Consider the following 16,659-nt stretch of genomic DNA (forward strand, 5'->3'; position numbering starts at 1 on the left):
ACCCCCCACAGGATCAGCCCCACAGGATCAGCCCGGGGTCGTACACGGTCCCCAGTTCCGGGTGCCGCGGCATGACCCTCAGCAAAAAGCCGTGCCGCCCGCAGAAGCGGCATTCCAGCTCGCCGCCGAAGTGGCCCACCTTGTCCGGATCAGGGGCGGGGGCAAGCGGCACCACCTCCCCGCCCATGATGGCACCGCGCGAATCCAGCACCCCGAAATAGACCTCGACCGCGATCTCGGAGAGCGGCACCTCGCCCGGCGTGATCTGCACCGTGATGGGGAGCTTCTGCCCCACCGTCACCTCCCGCTCGCACTCGGCCTGGACCGCAACGATGGCAAGTCCCCCCCACACGCCGTGCAGCCGCTCCTTCCAGCGCGCCAGTTCCACGGCGAGCCTCAGGTCGTCGCGGTTCAGCCGCTCCCAGTTCTCGAAGGCGGGGAGGTAGCAGCGCCGGGCGTACTCCTGCACCATCCGGTCCGTGGAAAAGACCGGGCAGAGGGTCTGCATCGACGCCTTCATGAAGGCGGTCCACCCCCGCGGCACGCCGTCGCTGCCGCGGTTGTAGAACAGGGGGACGATCTCCTTCTCCAAAAGGTCGTAGATGGCCCTGCTCTCCACCTCGTTCTGGTAGGCGAGGTCGTCGTACACCTCGCCCCTGCCGATGGCCCAGCCGTTGTTCCCCCGGTACCCCTCGCACCACCAGCCGTCCAGGATGCTCAGGTTGAGCCCGCCGTTGAATGCGACCTTCATGCCGCTGGTGCCGCTTGCCTCCTGGGGCCTGAGCGGGGTGTTCAGCCACACGTCCACCCCCTGCACCAGGCGGCGCGCCACCGAGATGTCGTAGTCCTCCAGGAACACGATGCGGCGCCGGAACTTCTCCTGCTGCGCGAGCTGCACGATCTGGCGGATCAGCTCCTTCCCCTGGTGGTCGGCGGGGTGCGCCTTGCCGGCGAAAACGATCTGCACGGGGTGCTCCGGGTGGTTAAGGATCCGCTCCAGCCGCTCCTTGTCGTGCAACAGGAGCGTGCCGCGCTTGTAGGTGGCGAAGCGGCGCGCGAAACCGATGGTGAGCATCTCCGGGTCGAGCACGTCGCCGGCACGGTCGATCTCCTTGGTCCCCGCGTCCAGCTTCTGCAGCTGCGCCCTGAGGCTTGTCCGGGCGTAGTCCACCAGGCGCTCGGTGCCGCGGCGGTGTGTGCGCCAAAGCTCGGCGTCCGGGATGCGGGAGACCTTGCGCCAGAGCGCGTCGTCGCTCTGCTCGAGCCAGCGCGTGCCGAGGTACCTGATCAAGAGGCCGCTCATCTCCTCGGAGAGCCAGCTCTTCTGGTGCACGCCGTTGGTGACGTAGGTGAGGGGGAGTTGTTCTTCGGGAAGGTCGGGCCAGACGTCGGCCCACATGCGGCGCGATACCATGCCGTGCAGCTCGCTCACGCCGTTTGAGTGCAGCGAGAGCTTCATGGCCAGGACCGCCATGCAGAAGTTCTCGTTGCTGCGGCCGTGGTTCTGCATCCCCAGGGCGAGAAACTGGTCGCGGGACAGCCCGAGGTGGCGGTAGTAGTACCCCAGGTAGCGCTCCAGGAGATCGGCGGGGAAGTGGTCGATGCCCGCCTCGACCGGGGTGTGGGTGGTGAAGACGTTGCCGCCGCGGACCGCCTCCATGGCCTCGCGGAAACTGAGCGAGCGCTCCTCCATGAGGATCCGGATCCGTTCCAGGGCGAGGAAGGCGGCGTGCCCCTCGTTCATGTGGCAGACGTTGGGCTCGATCCCCAGAAGCCGCAGCGCGCGGATGCCGCCTATCCCCAGGACGATCTCCTGCCTGATGCGCATCTCCTGGTCGCCGCCGTAGAGCCTCGTGGTGATCTCGCGGTCTACCGGTGCGTTCTCCTCGAGGTTGCTGTCCAAAAGGTAGAGTCGCACCCGCCCCACCTGGACCCGCCAGATCTGCACCCGGACGTTCCTGCCGGGAAACTCCAGCTCCAGGGTTAGCGGGTTCCCCTCGACGTCCCGCTCCAGGTTGAGCGGCAGGTTGTAGAAATCGTTCTCCGGGTAGATCTCCTGCTGCCACCCCTCGAAGTTCAGGTGCTGCCGGAAGTACCCCTGGCGGTACAAAAGCCCCACCCCGACCAGCGGCAGCCCGAGGTCGCTGGCCGACTTCAGGTGGTCGCCGGCCAGGATGCCGAGCCCTCCCGAGTAGATGGGGAGCGACTCGTGCAGCCCGAACTCCATGGAGAAGTAGGCGATGCGCGCCCGGGGGGTGCCGTGCCGCTCGTACCAGGTGCGCGAGGCAAGGTACTCGTCCAGCCTCTCCTCCACCTGGGCCAGGTGCGACATGAACCCCTCGTCCAGCATGAGGCTGTCGTAGGTTGCCTGCTGCAGGCACCCCAGCATCTCCAGGGGGTTGTGGCGCGTCGCCCGCCACAGTTCCGGGTCGAGGCGTTTGAAAAGTCCGATGGCCTCCGGCTCCCAGGTCCACCAGAGGTTGTATGCGATCCGTTGCAGCCCGGAGAGCTCCTTGGGGAGCGAGGGGACAACGGTGAAGCGGTGCAGCGTCGAGAAGAGGTTCATACCGCCTCCTCGCTACTTACTCCGGCCTCCCTATACCGAACTTCTCCAGCCGGTATTGTAGCGTCTTGTAGCTCATGCCGAGAAGTGGTGCCGCTTTGGCGATGACCCAGTCGGCCCTTTGCATCGCCTTGGTGATGAGGTCGCGTTCCAGGTTGTCGATGGAGATCCCCTCGGCGGGGAAGTCGAAGGGGAGGGAGCCGGTCAAAGAGGCGTCGTGGTGCACCTCGGCCGGCAGGTCCTCGGGCTGAATGTACTCGCTTTCCGCCATGAGCACGCCGCGCTCGATCACCGATTCGAGCTGGCGCACGTTGCCGGGCCAGCCGTAGTCCAGGAGGATCTTGAGCGCCGGCTTGCCGATACCCTTGACCGAGATGCCGGAGGCCTGGCTGTACTTCTTCAGGAAGAAGTTGGCCAGGGTGACGATGTCGTTGCCCCGCTCCCGAAGCGGCGGCAGGGTGATGCGGATCACGTTCAGCCGGTAGAAGAGGTCCTCGCGGAAGTTCCCCCGCTTGGTTTCCTGCTCCAGGTCCTTGTTGGTGGCGGAGATGATCCTCACATCCACCGGGATGTTCATCTTCCCCCCGACCCGGCGGATCTCCTTCTCCTGGATGGCGCGCAACAGCTTCGCCTGCATGGAGACGTTCATCTCGCCGACCTCGTCCAGGAAGACCGTTCCCCCGTCCGCCGCCTCGAAGATGCCGATCTCCCGGCTTCCCGCGCCGGTGAAGGACCCCTTCTCGTGCCCGAAGAGCTCGCTCTCGATGAGGGCATCGGGGATGGCGGCGCAGTTGATGGCGAAGAAGGCCTTGTCCCTGCGCGGGCTGCCGTCGTGGATGGCGCGGGCCACCAGCTCCTTGCCGGTGCCGGATTCCCCGTAGATGAGCACCGTGGTGGAGGTCGGGGCGATCTTGTGGATGATGCGCGCCACCTCCATCATCTTCGGGTGCTCCCCGATCATGTTGGGGAGCGTCCTGGTCTCGGCCAGCTTCTTGTGCAGCACCCGGTTTTCCTTGAGGAGCATGATGCGCTCGAAGGCGCGCTGCACGGTGAGGATCAGGTCCTCCCGCTCCAGCGGCTTCTCCAGGTAGTCGAAGGCCCCCTTCTTCATCGCCTCGACCGCGGAATCGATGGTGCCGTGGGCGGTCATCATGACCACGCACTGGGACGGGTTGTCGCCCAGCACCCGCTCCATCAGCTCCATCCCGGAGATACCCTGCATCTTCAGGTCGGTGAGCAGGAGGTCGTACTCGGCACGCTCCAGTTCCTGGAGCGCCTCCTCGCCGCTGGGGACGGAGGTGATCCGGTACCCCTTCTTGGACAGGATGGCGGTCAGGATGTCGCGCTGCCCTTTCTCGTCGTCTACTATCAGGATGCTGCCGCTCATTGCCACTCCAAATCTCCTAGTTTTCCGCTGCCTGGTTCGGGCCTGCCGCTGCGAGCGACGCCTGCCGCCCGTGTTGTTCGCTGCGAGCCGGGGCCAGCGCCCCCGCGGGAAGGATCACCGTGAAGGTGGTGCCTTCCCCCTTGCGGCTTTGCACCGTGATGCGCCCGCCGTGCTCCTTGACGATCCGTTCGGTGATGGCCAGCCCCAGGCCGATCCCCGCTTCCCGGGTGGTGAAGTAGGGCTGGAACACCTTCTCCAGGTCCTGCTCCTCGATGCCCACGCCGTTGTCGCTGAAGCTCAGCCGGCATTCCCCGGTTTCCGGGTCCACGGAGGCGCCCAGGGTGATGGTGCCGCCGTCGGTCATGGCCTGCATGCTGTTGCTTATGAAGTTGCACAGGCAGTTACGCATCAGCTCCGGGTCGATCTGCATGGCCGGCAGGTCCTCGGGGATCTCTCGCACCACCTGCATGTTCCTTTCGGTGAGCCGGTCCTGCATGATGTGGATCGCCTTGTCGGCCAGGTCGGGGTAGCTCACCCGCTGCAGCTTGAGCTTGAGCGGCCGGCCGTAGTTCATGAAGTTGAGCACCATGTAGTTGGCCTTGCGCACCTCTTCCTTGATGTTGTCCGCGATGGCCACGAGCTCGCCCCCCTTCTCCGGGCAGGTGGGGAGCAGCTCGCTTTTCAGGTGGTCGATGGCGAGGCTTATGTAGTTGAGCGGGTTCCTGATCTCGTGGGCGATCCCCGCCGCCAGCTGTCCCACCTTGGAGAGGTGCTCCGCCTCGTAGAGCCGCTTCTCCAACTGCTCCTTCTCCTTGAGCTTCTTCACCATCTCGTTCAGGTTCTCGGCAAGCTCGCCTATCTCGTCGCCGCTTTCCGCCTCGAAGGTGACGCTCAGGTCGCCGGCGGAGACGTTGTTGACCCCGGTAGCCAGGCGGTGGATCGGGCTGGTGTAGCGGCGCGCCAGGAAGATGATCAGTATCATGCCACCCATGAAGACCAGGACCGTCGCGGAAAGGCGCCGGACGAAGTTGGCGTGCTGGATGTCGCGGATATTGTCCAAAAGAAGGTTGATCTGCACGTAGCCCAACTGCTCGTCGCCCACGATGACCGGTACCACCAGGTCGTAGTGCTTGAGCGAGCTGCTGCTGCCCCCCCCGCCGCGGCGCGACGCCTTGAGCCCCTTCTCGAGCTTCTTGATCTCACGCTTCTTGCCGACCTGGGCCGGGTCGGAGGAGTTGATGATCTCCCCTTCGTTGTTGATGATGTTGATCTCGTTGACGCCCTTGTTTTTGGCCTGGCTGAGGTACTCCGAAAGGCGGGTCGATTCCTCTTCCGAGGTCAGGTCCTCCACGCTCAGCTGAATGGCCTTGGAAACCACGGTGGAGCTCTCCTGGATCTCCTGAACCAGGTCATTCTGGCTGAACTGGTTCAGGACGAAGAGGATCAGCGTGGCGACTACCAGCATGGTGAGCATGATCATCACCAGCTTCGTGTTCAGTTTCATGATGTTCTTTCCGTTCTATGAGTTTTCACTAAGCTTGCAAGTATACAGCAGCGCCCCTGGCTAGACAAGGCAGATCTAACGGGGCGCCGGTTTGTTGAATTAATTGTCTTCCATTAACTTGAGCTTGCTGCTAAGATGCCGGTCGTTGATATGCGCCATGACCAGCAGCGATGGGAGGAGGCATGAGCTACAGCGTCGACAGGATTTCGGGGGGGCTCAGGGTCGACCCGGACGCCGGGGGGCAGGAACATCAGCGCAGGCGCGGCAAGTCGGCCCAGAAGTCGGAGCCGGTCGACAGCGTCAGTATATCCGAAGAGGCCAAGAAGCTGCTCGAAAAAGCCGAAGCCGAGGGTGCCTCCGAATAGCCGCTAGCTGGTGAAAAGGGCCTTGTCCTCGGCGAAGGCCTTGTCGAAGACCTCCAGCATCTCGGCCGCGTTCTCTTCCGTGATCTTCAGCATCTGGCCCGCCTTGGAGGCGGCGATGTCCATGTCTTCCCGGGGTTCCCTGACCCCTATGCCGAGCTTGAGGCAGAACTGGTCGGCCAGCGAGGTCACCGCGGTCAGGTTGACCAGTGCGGGGTCGTCCAGATCGCTGAAGTCCAACTGGTGGTGCTGCAGGATCGCCGTGGTCAGGATCTCGGGGAAGTTCCACTTCTTGATCACGTACGCTCCCACCTCGTCATGGGTGAAGGGGTAGACCCCCTTCTCCGCCTGCCCGAAGGTAATCCCCTCGTTGTAACAGTGCTGCATCACCTCCTGGAACTTGTCCCGGTCCAGGGTGTTCATGATGATCTTGCCGATGTCGTGGAACAGCCCGGCTAGGAAGGCTTCCTCCTCGTTGGCGGCGCGGGTGCGTCTGGCGATGATCCTGGCGGCGAGCCCGGCTGCGAAGGAGTGCTCCCAGAGCATCTTCTCGGTCAGGCCGTAGGGCTTGTAGACCTGCTTCACCGATGCGGCCACCACGAGGCTTCTCAGGGTGCTGAAACCGAGGACGACGATGGCGCTGGAGAGGGTCTGGATCTGTCTACGGCAGCCGTAAAAGGAGGAGTTTGATATTTTGAGGACCCGCGCCGCGACGGCCGGGTCGGACGAGACGATCTTGGCGAGTTCTTCGGCCGTGGCGTTCTCGCTTTCGATGAGCTCCATCACCTTGATGGCAACGATGGGAATGGTGGGCAGGTCCGCTGCGGTCATGATCGCAGTCTCGAGTTCTTTATTCATGCCTTTGATCCTTCCGTTGGTGAGGGGCGGTTTAGGTCAGGTTCAAAAATATACCAAAACGTTTCCTTTAGGCAAGCTCGGATTTAATGATTGAAAGGGGGCGCCGTGCGGTCTATACTGCCCGGAAAAAAAGGAATAAGGTTTCACTTTGATCGTAAAGAACACGGAATTCATTAAAAGCGCGACCCGTCCGGCGCACTACCCTGAGGGGAACCTCCCCGAGATCGCCTTCGCCGGGCGCTCGAACGTCGGCAAGTCTTCATTGGTCAACGTGCTGGTGAACCGGAAGAACCTGGTGCGCACCAGTTCCACCCCCGGCCGCACGCAGCTGATCAACTTCTTCCAGGTAAACGACGACTTCATGCTGGTCGACCTCCCCGGTTACGGCTACGCCAAGGTGCCGCTGGCGGTGAAGAAGGACTGGCGCCCCATGATGGAGACCTACCTCGCCAAGAGGAAGAACCTGCGCGGGGTGGTGCTGATCCTGGATATCCGCCGGGTCCCCAACGACGACGACCTGCAGATGCTCGCCTGGCTGCGTGCCTATTCCATCGCCCCCATCATCGTGGTCACCAAGTGCGACAAGCTCTCCAAGAACGAGCGCGCCCGGCAGACCGCCGTGATCTGCGCCACCCTGGCCGTCGACAAGCAGGACCTCACCTTTTTCTCCGCCCTCAACAAGGAAGGAAAGGACGCCGTCTGGGCCCGCATCGACGCGGCCCTCGCCCCCGCGGAGGGGGAAAGCGGCGAATTTGCGGAGGAAGCGGCGCCCGTTAGGGATTGACTTTCACCGCGGCGTCTGTTAGTAAACACGTCGCTGTAAAAAATACATAGACGTTCGTCTTGGTGCCCCGAGAGGGGTTAAAAGGGAAGAGGGTGTGAATCCCTCGCTGTCCCGCAACTGTGAACGGAGATGAAAGCCGCAACAACGCCACTGATCGCATCGGGAAGGCGCGGCGAGTAAGACGACCCGTGAGTCAGGAAACCTGCCAGGATGAGAAGCTTGTTGGAACCTCCGTGGCAGAGGGGCTAAAGCCGGAACCGCACCTGTAGTGCGTTTTTGACCCGCCTTCCGTCATGGGAAGGGGGGTTTTTTTATGTCCAAAGTGGTCCTGGTCACCGGTGGTGCCCGCAGCGGTAAGAGCCGTTTCGCCGAGGGGCTGGCCGAGGCATACGCCCCGCTGCGGGGCTACCTCGCCACCGGCGAGCCTGGCGACGCCGAGATGGCGGACCGCATCGCCCGGCACCAGGGGCGGCGCGGCCCGGAGTGGCAGACCGTCGAGGAACCGCTCGAGGTGGCGGAGGCGATCCGCAGCCACGAGGGGCGCTTTAACGTGATGCTGCTCGACTGCGTCACCCTCTGGATCTCCAACCTCCTCTTCCGGTGTCCGGGCGGGGCCGGCGAGGCCCTGGCCCAAGTGGCAAGCTTCGCCGGGAGCTTCGCCTCGCTCCAAACCCCGCTCATCATCGTCACCAACGAGGTCGGGATGGGGATCGTCCCCGAGCATCCTCTCTCCCGCAGCTTCCGGGATCTCGCCGGCGAAGCCAACGAGTTGATCGCCGCCGCCGCCGACGAGGTCTACGTCACCATTTCAGGATTGCCGCTCAGGCTGAAGTGATAATGCCATGACATGTGAAATGCCATGAAATTCAAGGAGGAACCGATGCAACTTCTGGAAACAACCCTCGCCAAGATCCAGCCCGTGGACGAGGCGATGCTCGCCAAGGCCCAGGCCAAACTCGATAACAAGACCAAGCCGCTCGGCTCGCTGGGACGCCTGGAGGAGGTCGGCCGCCGCTTCGCTGCCATCACCGGCGACCTCGCCCCCGACACCGCCAAGAAGGTCATCTTCACCTTCGCCGGCGACCACGGCATCGTCGAGGAAGGTGTCTCCCTGTTCCCCAAGGAAGTCACCCCGCAGATGGTGCTCAACTTCCTGCGCGGCGGCGCCGGGGTCAACGTGCTCGCCCGCCACAGCGGCGCCGAGGTGCGCGTGGTCGACGTGGGCGTCGACTACGACTTCGAGCCGGCGCCGGGACTCATCATCCGCAAGGTGGCCAAGGGAACCCGCAACTTCGCCAAGGGTAGCGCCATGACCCGCGAGGAGGCGGTGGCAGCCATCGAGGTCGGCATCGCGCTCGCCGATGAGGCCAAAAAGGAAGGGATCGCCATGGTCGGCACCGGCGAGATGGGGATCGGCAACACCAGCCCCTCCTCCGCCATCATCGCCGCCATCGCCGGCTGCACCGTCCGGGAGGTCACCCACCGCGGCACCGGCATCGGCGACGAGGCCCTCGAGAACAAGATCAAGGTGATCCAGGCCGGCCTCGACTTGAACCGTCCCGAGCCGCAGGACCCGCTGGACGTGCTCACCAAGGTGGGCGGGCTGGAGATCGCCGGCATCGCCGGACTGGTGCTGGGCGCCGCCGCCAACCGCATTCCGGTGGTGGTAGACGGCTTCATCTCCACCGCGGGCGCGCTGATCGCCTCCGAGATACATCCCTCCGTGCGCGACTACATCTTCACCGCGCACACCTCGGTGGAGATCGGGCACCAGATGATGCTGGAGCGCATCGGCGTCAAGCCGCTGCTCGACCTGCAGCTGCGCCTGGGGGAGGGGACCGGCGCCGCGCTCGCCATGGGACTCATCGAGGCAGGCGTCAAGATCCTCAAGGAGATGGCTACCTTCGAAGAGGCCGGGGTGGCCTCCTCCTGATGGGTGGGGGCGAGGTAACCGCATGAGGCTTTTCATCATCGCCTTCCAGTTCCTGACCATCGTGCCGCTACCGGTCTCGGTGCGCTGCGAGGAGAAGGACCTGGGGCGCTCCATGGCCCTGTTCCCGCTGGTGGGGCTCGCCATCGGGGCGCTCCTGGCGGGGACCGACTTCCTGCTGGCGCCGCTTCTGCCCCGCTCCGTGGCCGACCTGGTGCTGGTTACCCTCTTGAGCGTGGTCACCGGCGCGCTGCACCTGGACGGCCTCTCGGATGTCTGCGACGGGCTGGCCGCGCGCGGCTCCCGCGAACGCTTCCTGGAGATCATGAAGGATTCCAGGGTTGGGGCCGTGGGGGCGGTGGGCCTCGTGCTGGGGCTGCTCCTCAAGTACCAGGCGCTGCTCGCGCTCCCTGACGCGTACAAGCGGGAAGCGCTCCTCTTCTTCCCGATGGCCGCGCGTTTCGCCCAGGTGCAGATGACGGTCGGTTCTCAGCGCGCCCGCAAGGACGGGCTGGGGCACGCCTTCGTCGGCGGGGGGGGGACGCTGCAACTGGTCCTTGCCGGCGCCTGCACCGTTGCGGTTGCGGGGGTGTTGCTCCACCTTGCCGGCCTGGTCGCCCTGTTGCTCCTGTTCTTCCTCACCCTTGGCATCAAGGGGTGGGCGCACAGAAGGCTTGGTGGCGTGACCGGCGACGTGATCGGCTTTGCCAGCGAAATGAACGAGATATTCTGCCTGTTGTTCCTGCTGGCGCTCTTGCGCCGGATGGGATGAGGGGATCGGCTCCGCAGGTGCCTGTCCCCCTGGCGCAGGTTGTACAGGAGAAGCCATGATCGAAAGAACGAGGATACACCTGATCCGCCACGGCGAGGTGGAGCGCTCCTACTGCTACAACGGCCACTACGACGTCCGCCTCACCCCTCGCGGCGAGGAGATGTACCACCAGCTGAAACCGCGCCTGAACCCGGACCGGATCAGTGCCGTCTACACCAGCGACCTGCAAAGGACCGTGCGCGGCGGCGAGATACTGGGCCCCTACCTCGGGGTGGAGCCGGTGACGGTCCCCGCCCTGCGCGAACTCAATTGCGGCGTCTGGGAGGGGCTCTCCGTGTCCCAGATCCAGGAGCAACGCCCGGACGAGTGGGCGGCGCGCATGGCGGACCTGGAAAACTTCTGCGCGCCCGGTGGCGAGAGCCTGGGGGAACTGGCGGGGCGCGTACTCCCGGCCCTGAGGGAGATCGTGGAGCGGCACCGGGGCGAGGAGGTCCTGGTGGTGGCGCACGGCGGGGTGAACCGCATCATCCTGCTGGATGCGATCAAGGCGCCGTTGGGCTCCTTCTTCAGTATCGACCAGCAGTACTGTGCCATGAACATCATCGACTACTGGGCCGATGGCAACAACGTGGTCCAGCTGGTCAACGGTTGACGGAGACACCTTTGAGCATGAAGCGCCTGGTCATCACAGCGCCGCACAGCGGCTCGGGAAAAACCACCGTGACCCTCGGGATCATGGCGGCTCTTCTGCGCCGCGGCCTCAAGGTGGCGCCGTTCAAGGTCGGGCCGGACTTTATCGATCCCGGCTACCACCGGCTGGTGACCGGCGTCCCCTCCGTGAACCTGGATGGCTGGATGTGCGCCCCCACGTTTCTTCGGGAGACCTTCGCGTTGCACGCGGCGTCGGCAGATGTCGCCGTGATCGAGGGGGTGATGGGACTCTTCGACGGTATCGACGGTGTCTCCGATGCCGGGAGTACGGCCCAGGTCGCCAAGGAGCTGGCGGCTCCGGTCGTCCTGGTGGTGGACGCTAAAAGTCAGGCCCGCAGCGCGGCCGCCCTGGTGGGCGGATTTGCCGGCTTCGATCCCGCCGTGCGCGTTGCGGCGGTCATCTTCAACAACGTGGCGAGCGCGAACCACGAGCGGATTCTGCGCGAGGCGCTCGGGGCGCACCTGCCCGAGGTCCCAGTAGTGGGCTGCCTCCCCAGGGACGGGGCGCTCGCCATCCCGTCGCGCCACCTGGGGCTCATTACGGCCGAGGACAACCCGCTCTCGCCGGAGTTTCTGGACCACCTGGTCGAGGTCATCGAGCGGCATCTCGATCTCGAGCTTCTCCTGGAAATGGAGCAGCAGGAGCTTCCAGCGTTGCCGCAACCGTTATTCGCACAGGCCGTGGCGGGTGATGCCCCGGAGCCGGTGCGGATCGCCGTGGCCAGCGATGCCGCATTTTGCTTCGCCTATCCGGACAACCTGCGGTTGCTTCAAGAAAGCGGCTCCGAAATCTGCCGTTTCTCCCCCCTGGAGGACGCGGGGTTGCCCGATGGAATCGGCGGCATCTACCTTCCGGGAGGCTATCCGGAGCTTTTCGCAGGGAAGCTCGCGGCCAACGAGCCGATGAAGCAGGCGCTCCTGCAGGCGGTCGAATCCGGCATGCCGGTCTACGCCGAGTGCGGCGGCTTCATCTACCTGACCCAAGGGGTAGCCGGGGACGAGGGTACAATCCCGTTCGTCGATATTTTTCCGGTCCGGACCCGGATGCTGCCGCGCCGCAAGGCGCTGGGCTACCGGGAGGTCGAGCTGGTCTCCAGGGGGATCATCGGCGGGGAGGGAACCGTCGCGCGCGGGCATGAATTTCATTATTCCGAGATGGAGGAGATGCCGGAGGGGGTTGAGCGGCTCTATCGGGTCAGCAGGAAAGGTGCCTACCTGGGGATGGAAGGGTACCGCTACCGGAACTGCCTGGCCTCCTACATCCATTTACACTTCGGCAGCTCGCCGGGTATCGCACGGGACTTCGTGGGACACTGCAGGGCATACCGGACAAGGAGTCTCACATGAAGACGCAGATCGAATCGGCGCGCGCGGGGATCGTCACCCCGCAGATGGCCCAGGTGGCTTTTGACGAACAGGTAACGCCGGAGTACGTCCGGGACAAGGTGGCTGCGGGGCAGATCGTCATCCCCTGGAACCACGTCAGGAAGCCGAAGGTGGCCGGCATCGGCACCGGGTTGCGCACCAAGGTGAACGCCTCTATCGGCACCTCGTCGGACATCATCGACTACGAGGCCGAAGTGCGCAAGGCGCAGGTGGCGCAGCAGGCGGGCGCCGACACCCTGATGGAGCTCTCCGTGGGTGGCGACCTGGACCGGGTGCGGCGCGAAGTGATCGCCGCTGTCGATCTGCCGGTGGGGAACGTACCGCTGTACCAGGCCTTCTGCGAGGCGGCCCGGAAGTACGGAGACCCCAACAAGCTCGACGAGGAGATGCTTTTCGACATCATCGAGCGCCAGTGCGCCGACGGCATGGCCTTCATGGCGGTCCACTGCGGCATCAACCTCTACACCCTGGAGCGCCTGAGGAAGCAGGGGTACCGCTACGGCGGCCTGGTGTCCAAGGGGGGGGTCAGCATGGCCGCCTGGATGATCGCCAACAACCGCGAGAACCCGCTCTATGAGAAGTTCGATCGCGTGGTGGAGATCCTGAAGCGCTACGACACCGTGCTCTCGCTCGGTAACGGTCTCAGGGCCGGTGCCATCCACGACTCCAGCGACCGCGCCCAGATCCAGGAACTCCTGATCAACTGCGAGCTCTCCGAGATCGGCCGCGACATGGGTTGCCAGATGCTGGTGGAAGGTCCGGGCCACGTGCCGCTGGACGAGGTGGAGGGTAACATCAAGCTGCAAAAAAGGATGAGCGGCGGCGCCCCTTATTACATGCTCGGCCCCATCTCCACCGACGTGGCGCCCGGTTTCGACCACATTACCGCCGCCATCGGCGCCGCCCAGTCATCGCGCTACGGCGCGGACCTGATCTGCTACATCACCCCGGCCGAGCACCTGGCCCTTCCCAACGAGGAGGACGTGCAGATGGGTGTGAAGGCTGCCAAGATCGCCGCCTACATCGGCGATATGAATAAATACCCCGAGCGGGGACGCGAGCGCGACAAGGAGATGAGCAAGGCGCGCCGCGACCTGGACTGGCAGCGCCAGTTCGAGCTCGCCCTCTTTCCCGAGGATGCCGCGGCCATCAGGAAAAGCCGCGTCCCCGAGGACGAGCAGACCTGCACCATGTGCGGCGACTTCTGCGCCTCCCGCGGCGCCGGCAAGATCTTCGCCGAAGACCTGCGCGGGGACAAGATTTGATACGGGTTCACCATCGAACTACCAATTTACGGGTGCAGTTCCGGGCCGACATTGCATCAGTGTCCAGACCCGCTCCGGACCGGAAATCCCCTCTCCCTCCGGGAGAGGGTGGCCGAAGACCGGGTGAGGGAGATGTCACGGAGGAAGAACCCTGCCATGGCGGAGCCCTCACCCCGACCCTTTCCCGGAGGGAGAGGGGGACTATCCGGTCGTCTGGCGCTCGTGACAGCTTCTCTCACAGCTGGGGAGGATTTAGGGCCGGTTCGCTGTTCGCGCTGGTGCTGGCCTTTTCCCTGTTGGGCGCTGCCCCGGCCCATGCCATGCACATCTCGGAGGGGATCCTTCCCTTCCCGTGGGCGCTTGCATGGTTCCTGGTGCTGGTGCCGTTTCTGGCCCTCGGCATCAGGCGGCTGAACGCCCTGGCGCGGGAGGACCTCTCCATGAAGCCGCTGGTCGGTCTGCTCACCGCCGTGGTCTTCATCATCTCCTGCATGCCGATCCCGGTGCCTACCGCCGGAACCTGCTCGCACCCCTGCGGCACGGGGGTGTCGGCCATACTGGTGGGCCCGCTGGTCAGCGTGATTATTGCAGCTGTGTCGCTGTTGATCCAGGCGCTGTTCCTGGCCCACGGCGGCCTCTCCACCCTGGGCGCCAACACCCTCTCCATGGGGGTGGTCGGCTCCTTCGCCGGGTGGTTCACCTTCCGGGCCCTGCGCAGGGTCGGCGGAAGCCTCGCCGTGGCTGGATTTATCGCCGGGCTTGTGGCAGACTGGGCCACCTACGCCACCACGTCGCTCCTCCTTGCCCTCGGTATCCGGGGTGAGTCGCCGCTGTGGCCGCTGTTCGCCAAAGTGGTGCTGGCGTTCCTTCCTACCCAGTTGCCCCTGGGTATCCTTGAGGGTGTGATCACGGCGGGGATGGTGACGCTGTTGTACCGCAAACGTCCGGACCTGCTCTTGAAGATGAGGGTCATCACGGAAAAGGAGGTTCCCGGCAATGCCTGATAGAAAACGCAGGTGGAAAATACTTATGCTGCACACCGTCATGCTGCCGACGCTGCTGTTCGCCTTCTACTTCTTTTCGCTCGCCCCCAAATCCTACCAAGGGGTGGACGAGGCCGTGGTGGAGAAGATCGCCAAGGAGCATGGGCGGGAGGCCAAGGCGCCGCTTATCGATCCCGGCTCCGGCGACCTGCTCCTGTTCGCCTTCCTGGGGGCGGGGGTCGTGGGCGGGTTCGCTGCCGGCTACTACTGGCGGCAGTTGACCGGTAAGGACAAGAAGGAAGGTTGATGCACCATCACTTCAATGCATATCGCCACCACGCGGCCCATCCTCTCGCTTCGGTCGATGCGCGGGTGAAGCTCGTGAGCGCCCTGGCCCTGCTGGTCATGGTGCTGAGCTCGCAGGGAATCGCCTTCCCGTTGGTGGTGGCCGCGTCCGGACTTGCCCTCTGCCTGCAACTGGGCACGCCGGTGCGCATCCTCGTGCTGCGCTTCTCCGAACCGCTCTTCATCGCCCTCATGGTGTTGGCGCTGAAGACCTTTTTTTCCGGATCGGTCCCCCTTTTCAGCGCCGGGGTAGCCGGTTGGGAGCTGGTGGCGCACCGCGACGGGCTGTCCGCCGGGCTCCTCATCGCCGGCCGGATCCTGGGCGGTGTGTCCCTTCTGGCCGTGGTCGGCTTTTCCACCCCCTTCACGGAACTGATGGCCGCGCTCTCCTGGCTCAAGGTGCCACAGGTGCTGGTGGACGTGGCGCTCTTCGCCTGGCGCTACCTGTTCCTGCTCCTCGAGGACGCCCAGGTGGTCTACAACGCCCAGAAGAATCGCCTCGGATACGTGGGGTGCCGGCGCGCCCTTTCCTCCCTGGGAACCCTGGCAGGCGTGCTGGTGATCAAGGCCTTCGACAACAGCCAGAGCATCACCACCGCGATGGTGCAGCGCGGCTATGACGGCGCCATGCCCGCGTCCGTGCATCGGCCGCTGCGGGCGGTCGAGGTCGGCTCGGCACTCCTGTTCGTCAGCGCCATGGCCCTCTTCAGGTTTGTATAAAAATAAAGGAACGCCTGTGGACCCGATCAGAATATCCGTCAACCTCGAAAGTTATAAATATCCCGACGGCACCGTGGCCCTGTCGGATCTGCAGCTCCAGATCGCTCGCGGCGAGTTTGCCGGCATCCTCGGCTCCAACGGTTCCGGAAAGACCACGCTGCTGAAGGTCATGGACGGGCTGATCAAGGGGTACCGAGGCGAGGTGCTGCTGGACGGGGAAAACGTGCTCCGCCTGCACCCGCGCGACATCTACCGCAAGGTGGGGCTCGTGTTCCAGAACCCGGACGACCAGCTCTTCGCCAGCAACGTCTTCGAGGACGCCGCCTTCGGACCGCGCAACATGGGGTGCGCCGAGGCAGAGGTGAAAAGCCGCGTCGAGGCCGCCCTGGCGAGCGTCGACATGTCCGACTTCGCCGGTAAAGGGATTCACAACCTGAGCTACGGCCAGAAGAAGCGGGTCTGCATCGCCGGACTCCTGGCCATGGGGCATGAGATCCTGCTCCTGGACGAGCCGACCGCCGGGCTCGATCCCATGGGCGAGTACCGGATGATGGAGCTTTTGACTCGGTTGAACCGTGACCAGGGGGTGACCATCGTCATGGCGACCCACAGCGTCGACTTGGTGCCCATTTTCCTGCACCAGCTCCACATCCTGAGCAAAGGGCGGCTGGTCCGTGGTGGCGCTCCCGAAGAGGTCTTCACCGCACCCGAGGAGTTGGCCAACGTAAAGCTGCGTCTCCCCCACATCGCGGAGCTGATCTACCAGCTAAAGCACGAGGAAGGGCTCCCCTTCACTCGCCTCCCCTTGACCATCGGCGAAGCGCGCCGGGAGATGGTGGAGGCGATGTCCCGAAAACGATGATTGCTGCAGCGCACTTCCTCACAGGGCGACCCCACACCGGTCGCCCTTTCTTATGTGGCCATTAGTCAAGTTTCTTTTCAAAGATCGAGAGGTGATAACCTTCTCGTAGGGCATCTTTCAACGGAGGATGCCTTTTCTTATTCGCGCCAGACTCACGCCGAGTACCGATCCGGTACCTAGAGAAGGTTCGCCATTTTTCGTCCGCCACCTCAGTGTGGCAAAGGGCC

At 64.3% G+C, this 16,659-nt stretch carries 15 protein-coding genes, 1 pseudogene and 1 riboswitch; of the genes and pseudogenes, 12 read left to right on the forward strand and 4 right to left on the reverse strand.

What is annotated here, in order from left to right:
* Nucleotides 1–13: 13 nt before the first annotated feature.
* From glgP to KOM00_RS17980, 3 genes are read right to left on the reverse strand one after another with little or no spacing between them, the layout of a single operon-like run.
* Nucleotides 14–2,566 (reverse strand): alpha-glucan family phosphorylase, encoded by a 2,553-nt coding sequence (glgP, locus tag KOM00_RS17970; RefSeq protein ID WP_216500336.1) that lies wholly within the window; start codon nt 2,564–2,566, stop codon nt 14–16.
* A gap of 16 nt (nt 2,567–2,582) precedes the next feature.
* The gene (locus KOM00_RS17975) at nt 2,583–3,950 is read right to left on the reverse strand and encodes a sigma-54-dependent transcriptional regulator (protein ID WP_216500338.1); all 1,368 of its coding nucleotides are present in this window, start codon (nt 3,948–3,950) and stop codon (nt 2,583–2,585) included.
* Nucleotides 3,951–3,966: 16 nt separating this feature from the next.
* A complete protein-coding gene (locus KOM00_RS17980) occupies nt 3,967–5,454 on the reverse strand; it encodes a sensor histidine kinase (RefSeq protein ID WP_236027053.1) in 1,488 nt (495 codons plus the stop codon).
* A gap of 182 nt (nt 5,455–5,636) precedes the next feature.
* Between KOM00_RS17980 and KOM00_RS17985 the strand changes: the two genes are divergently transcribed.
* On the forward strand, nt 5,637–5,819 hold the full coding sequence (locus KOM00_RS17985) for a hypothetical protein (protein WP_216500339.1): 183 nt from the start codon (nt 5,637–5,639) through the stop codon (nt 5,817–5,819).
* Between the two features lie 3 nt (nt 5,820–5,822).
* Here KOM00_RS17985 and KOM00_RS17990 read toward each other — a convergent pair whose 3' ends face one another.
* Nucleotides 5,823–6,674, reverse strand: coding sequence for an HDOD domain-containing protein (locus KOM00_RS17990; protein WP_216500340.1), 852 nt, complete (start codon nt 6,672–6,674; stop codon nt 5,823–5,825).
* 148 nt (nt 6,675–6,822) lie between these two features.
* Here KOM00_RS17990 and yihA point away from each other — a divergent pair, with 148 nt between their 5' ends.
* From yihA to KOM00_RS18045, 11 genes and pseudogenes are all read left to right on the forward strand, one after another.
* Nucleotides 6,823–7,458: a ribosome biogenesis GTP-binding protein YihA/YsxC gene (gene yihA / locus KOM00_RS17995; RefSeq protein WP_216500341.1), complete on the forward strand. Its 636-nt coding sequence runs from the start codon at nt 6,823–6,825 to the stop codon at nt 7,456–7,458.
* A 43-nt stretch (nt 7,459–7,501) separates the two neighbouring features.
* Nucleotides 7,502–7,682: riboswitch (cobalamin riboswitch) on the forward strand.
* An 89-nt stretch (nt 7,683–7,771) separates the two neighbouring features.
* A complete protein-coding gene (gene cobU, locus KOM00_RS18000; protein WP_216500342.1) occupies nt 7,772–8,293 on the forward strand; it encodes a bifunctional adenosylcobinamide kinase/adenosylcobinamide-phosphate guanylyltransferase in 522 nt (173 codons plus the stop codon).
* 45 nt (nt 8,294–8,338) lie between these two features.
* The gene (cobT, locus tag KOM00_RS18005; protein ID WP_216500343.1) at nt 8,339–9,391 is read left to right on the forward strand and encodes a nicotinate-nucleotide--dimethylbenzimidazole phosphoribosyltransferase; all 1,053 of its coding nucleotides are present in this window, start codon (nt 8,339–8,341) and stop codon (nt 9,389–9,391) included.
* Between the two features lie 22 nt (nt 9,392–9,413).
* The gene (cobS, locus tag KOM00_RS18010; RefSeq protein WP_216500345.1) at nt 9,414–10,160 is read left to right on the forward strand and encodes an adenosylcobinamide-GDP ribazoletransferase; all 747 of its coding nucleotides are present in this window, start codon (nt 9,414–9,416) and stop codon (nt 10,158–10,160) included.
* Nucleotides 10,161–10,215: 55 nt separating this feature from the next.
* Nucleotides 10,216–10,812: a histidine phosphatase family protein gene (locus tag KOM00_RS18015; protein WP_216500346.1), complete on the forward strand. Its 597-nt coding sequence runs from the start codon at nt 10,216–10,218 to the stop codon at nt 10,810–10,812.
* A 17-nt stretch (nt 10,813–10,829) separates the two neighbouring features.
* A complete protein-coding gene (locus KOM00_RS18020; RefSeq protein ID WP_216500353.1) occupies nt 10,830–12,218 on the forward strand; it encodes a cobyrinate a,c-diamide synthase in 1,389 nt (462 codons plus the stop codon).
* Entirely contained in the window at nt 12,215–13,522 is a 1,308-nt protein-coding gene (gene thiC, locus KOM00_RS18025; protein WP_216500348.1) for a phosphomethylpyrimidine synthase ThiC, read from the forward strand. Before KOM00_RS18020 ends, thiC begins: the two co-directional genes overlap by 4 nt.
* A gap of 320 nt (nt 13,523–13,842) precedes the next feature.
* A complete protein-coding gene (locus tag KOM00_RS18030) occupies nt 13,843–14,526 on the forward strand; it encodes an energy-coupling factor ABC transporter permease (protein ID WP_217300721.1) in 684 nt (227 codons plus the stop codon).
* Between the two features lie 97 nt (nt 14,527–14,623).
* Nucleotides 14,624–14,812: pseudogene (locus tag KOM00_RS21080) on the forward strand (cobalt ABC transporter permease); the annotation flags it as partial.
* Complete coding sequence (cbiQ, locus tag KOM00_RS18040) at nt 14,812–15,570, forward strand: cobalt ECF transporter T component CbiQ (protein ID WP_216500350.1); 759 nt, start codon at nt 14,812–14,814, stop codon at nt 15,568–15,570. The pseudogene KOM00_RS21080 and the gene cbiQ, both read left to right, overlap by 1 nt.
* Nucleotides 15,571–15,595: 25 nt before the next feature.
* Entirely contained in the window at nt 15,596–16,432 is an 837-nt protein-coding gene (locus tag KOM00_RS18045) for an energy-coupling factor ABC transporter ATP-binding protein (RefSeq protein WP_216500356.1), read from the forward strand.
* Nucleotides 16,433–16,659: the final 227 nt, after the last annotated feature.

The sequence above is a fragment of the Geomonas diazotrophica genome (assembly GCF_018919385.1).
Taxonomy (GTDB): domain Bacteria; phylum Desulfobacterota; class Desulfuromonadia; order Geobacterales; family Geobacteraceae; genus Geomonas; species Geomonas diazotrophica.

Excerpts from the sequence above, each read along its gene's own strand:
- glgP (WP_216500336.1), bottom strand. The coding sequence starts at position 2,566 with ATGAACCTCTTCTCGACGCTGCACCGCTTCACCGTTGTCCCCTCGCTC.
- KOM00_RS17975 (WP_216500338.1), bottom strand. The coding sequence starts at position 3,950 with ATGAGCGGCAGCATCCTGATAGTAGACGACGAGAAAGGGCAGCGCGAC.
- KOM00_RS17980 (WP_236027053.1), bottom strand. The coding sequence starts at position 5,454 with ATGAAACTGAACACGAAGCTGGTGATGATCATGCTCACCATGCTGGTA.
- KOM00_RS17985 (WP_216500339.1), top strand. The coding sequence starts at position 5,637 with ATGAGCTACAGCGTCGACAGGATTTCGGGGGGGCTCAGGGTCGACCCG.
- KOM00_RS17990 (WP_216500340.1), bottom strand. The coding sequence starts at position 6,674 with ATGAATAAAGAACTCGAGACTGCGATCATGACCGCAGCGGACCTGCCC.
- cobU (WP_216500342.1), top strand. The coding sequence starts at position 7,772 with ATGTCCAAAGTGGTCCTGGTCACCGGTGGTGCCCGCAGCGGTAAGAGC.
- cobT (WP_216500343.1), top strand. The coding sequence starts at position 8,339 with ATGCAACTTCTGGAAACAACCCTCGCCAAGATCCAGCCCGTGGACGAG.
- cobS (WP_216500345.1), top strand. The coding sequence starts at position 9,414 with ATGAGGCTTTTCATCATCGCCTTCCAGTTCCTGACCATCGTGCCGCTA.
- KOM00_RS18015 (WP_216500346.1), top strand. The coding sequence starts at position 10,216 with ATGATCGAAAGAACGAGGATACACCTGATCCGCCACGGCGAGGTGGAG.
- KOM00_RS18020 (WP_216500353.1), top strand. The coding sequence starts at position 10,830 with ATGAAGCGCCTGGTCATCACAGCGCCGCACAGCGGCTCGGGAAAAACC.
- thiC (WP_216500348.1), top strand. The coding sequence starts at position 12,215 with ATGAAGACGCAGATCGAATCGGCGCGCGCGGGGATCGTCACCCCGCAG.
- KOM00_RS18030 (WP_217300721.1), top strand. The coding sequence starts at position 13,843 with ATGCACATCTCGGAGGGGATCCTTCCCTTCCCGTGGGCGCTTGCATGG.
- cbiQ (WP_216500350.1), top strand. The coding sequence starts at position 14,812 with ATGCACCATCACTTCAATGCATATCGCCACCACGCGGCCCATCCTCTC.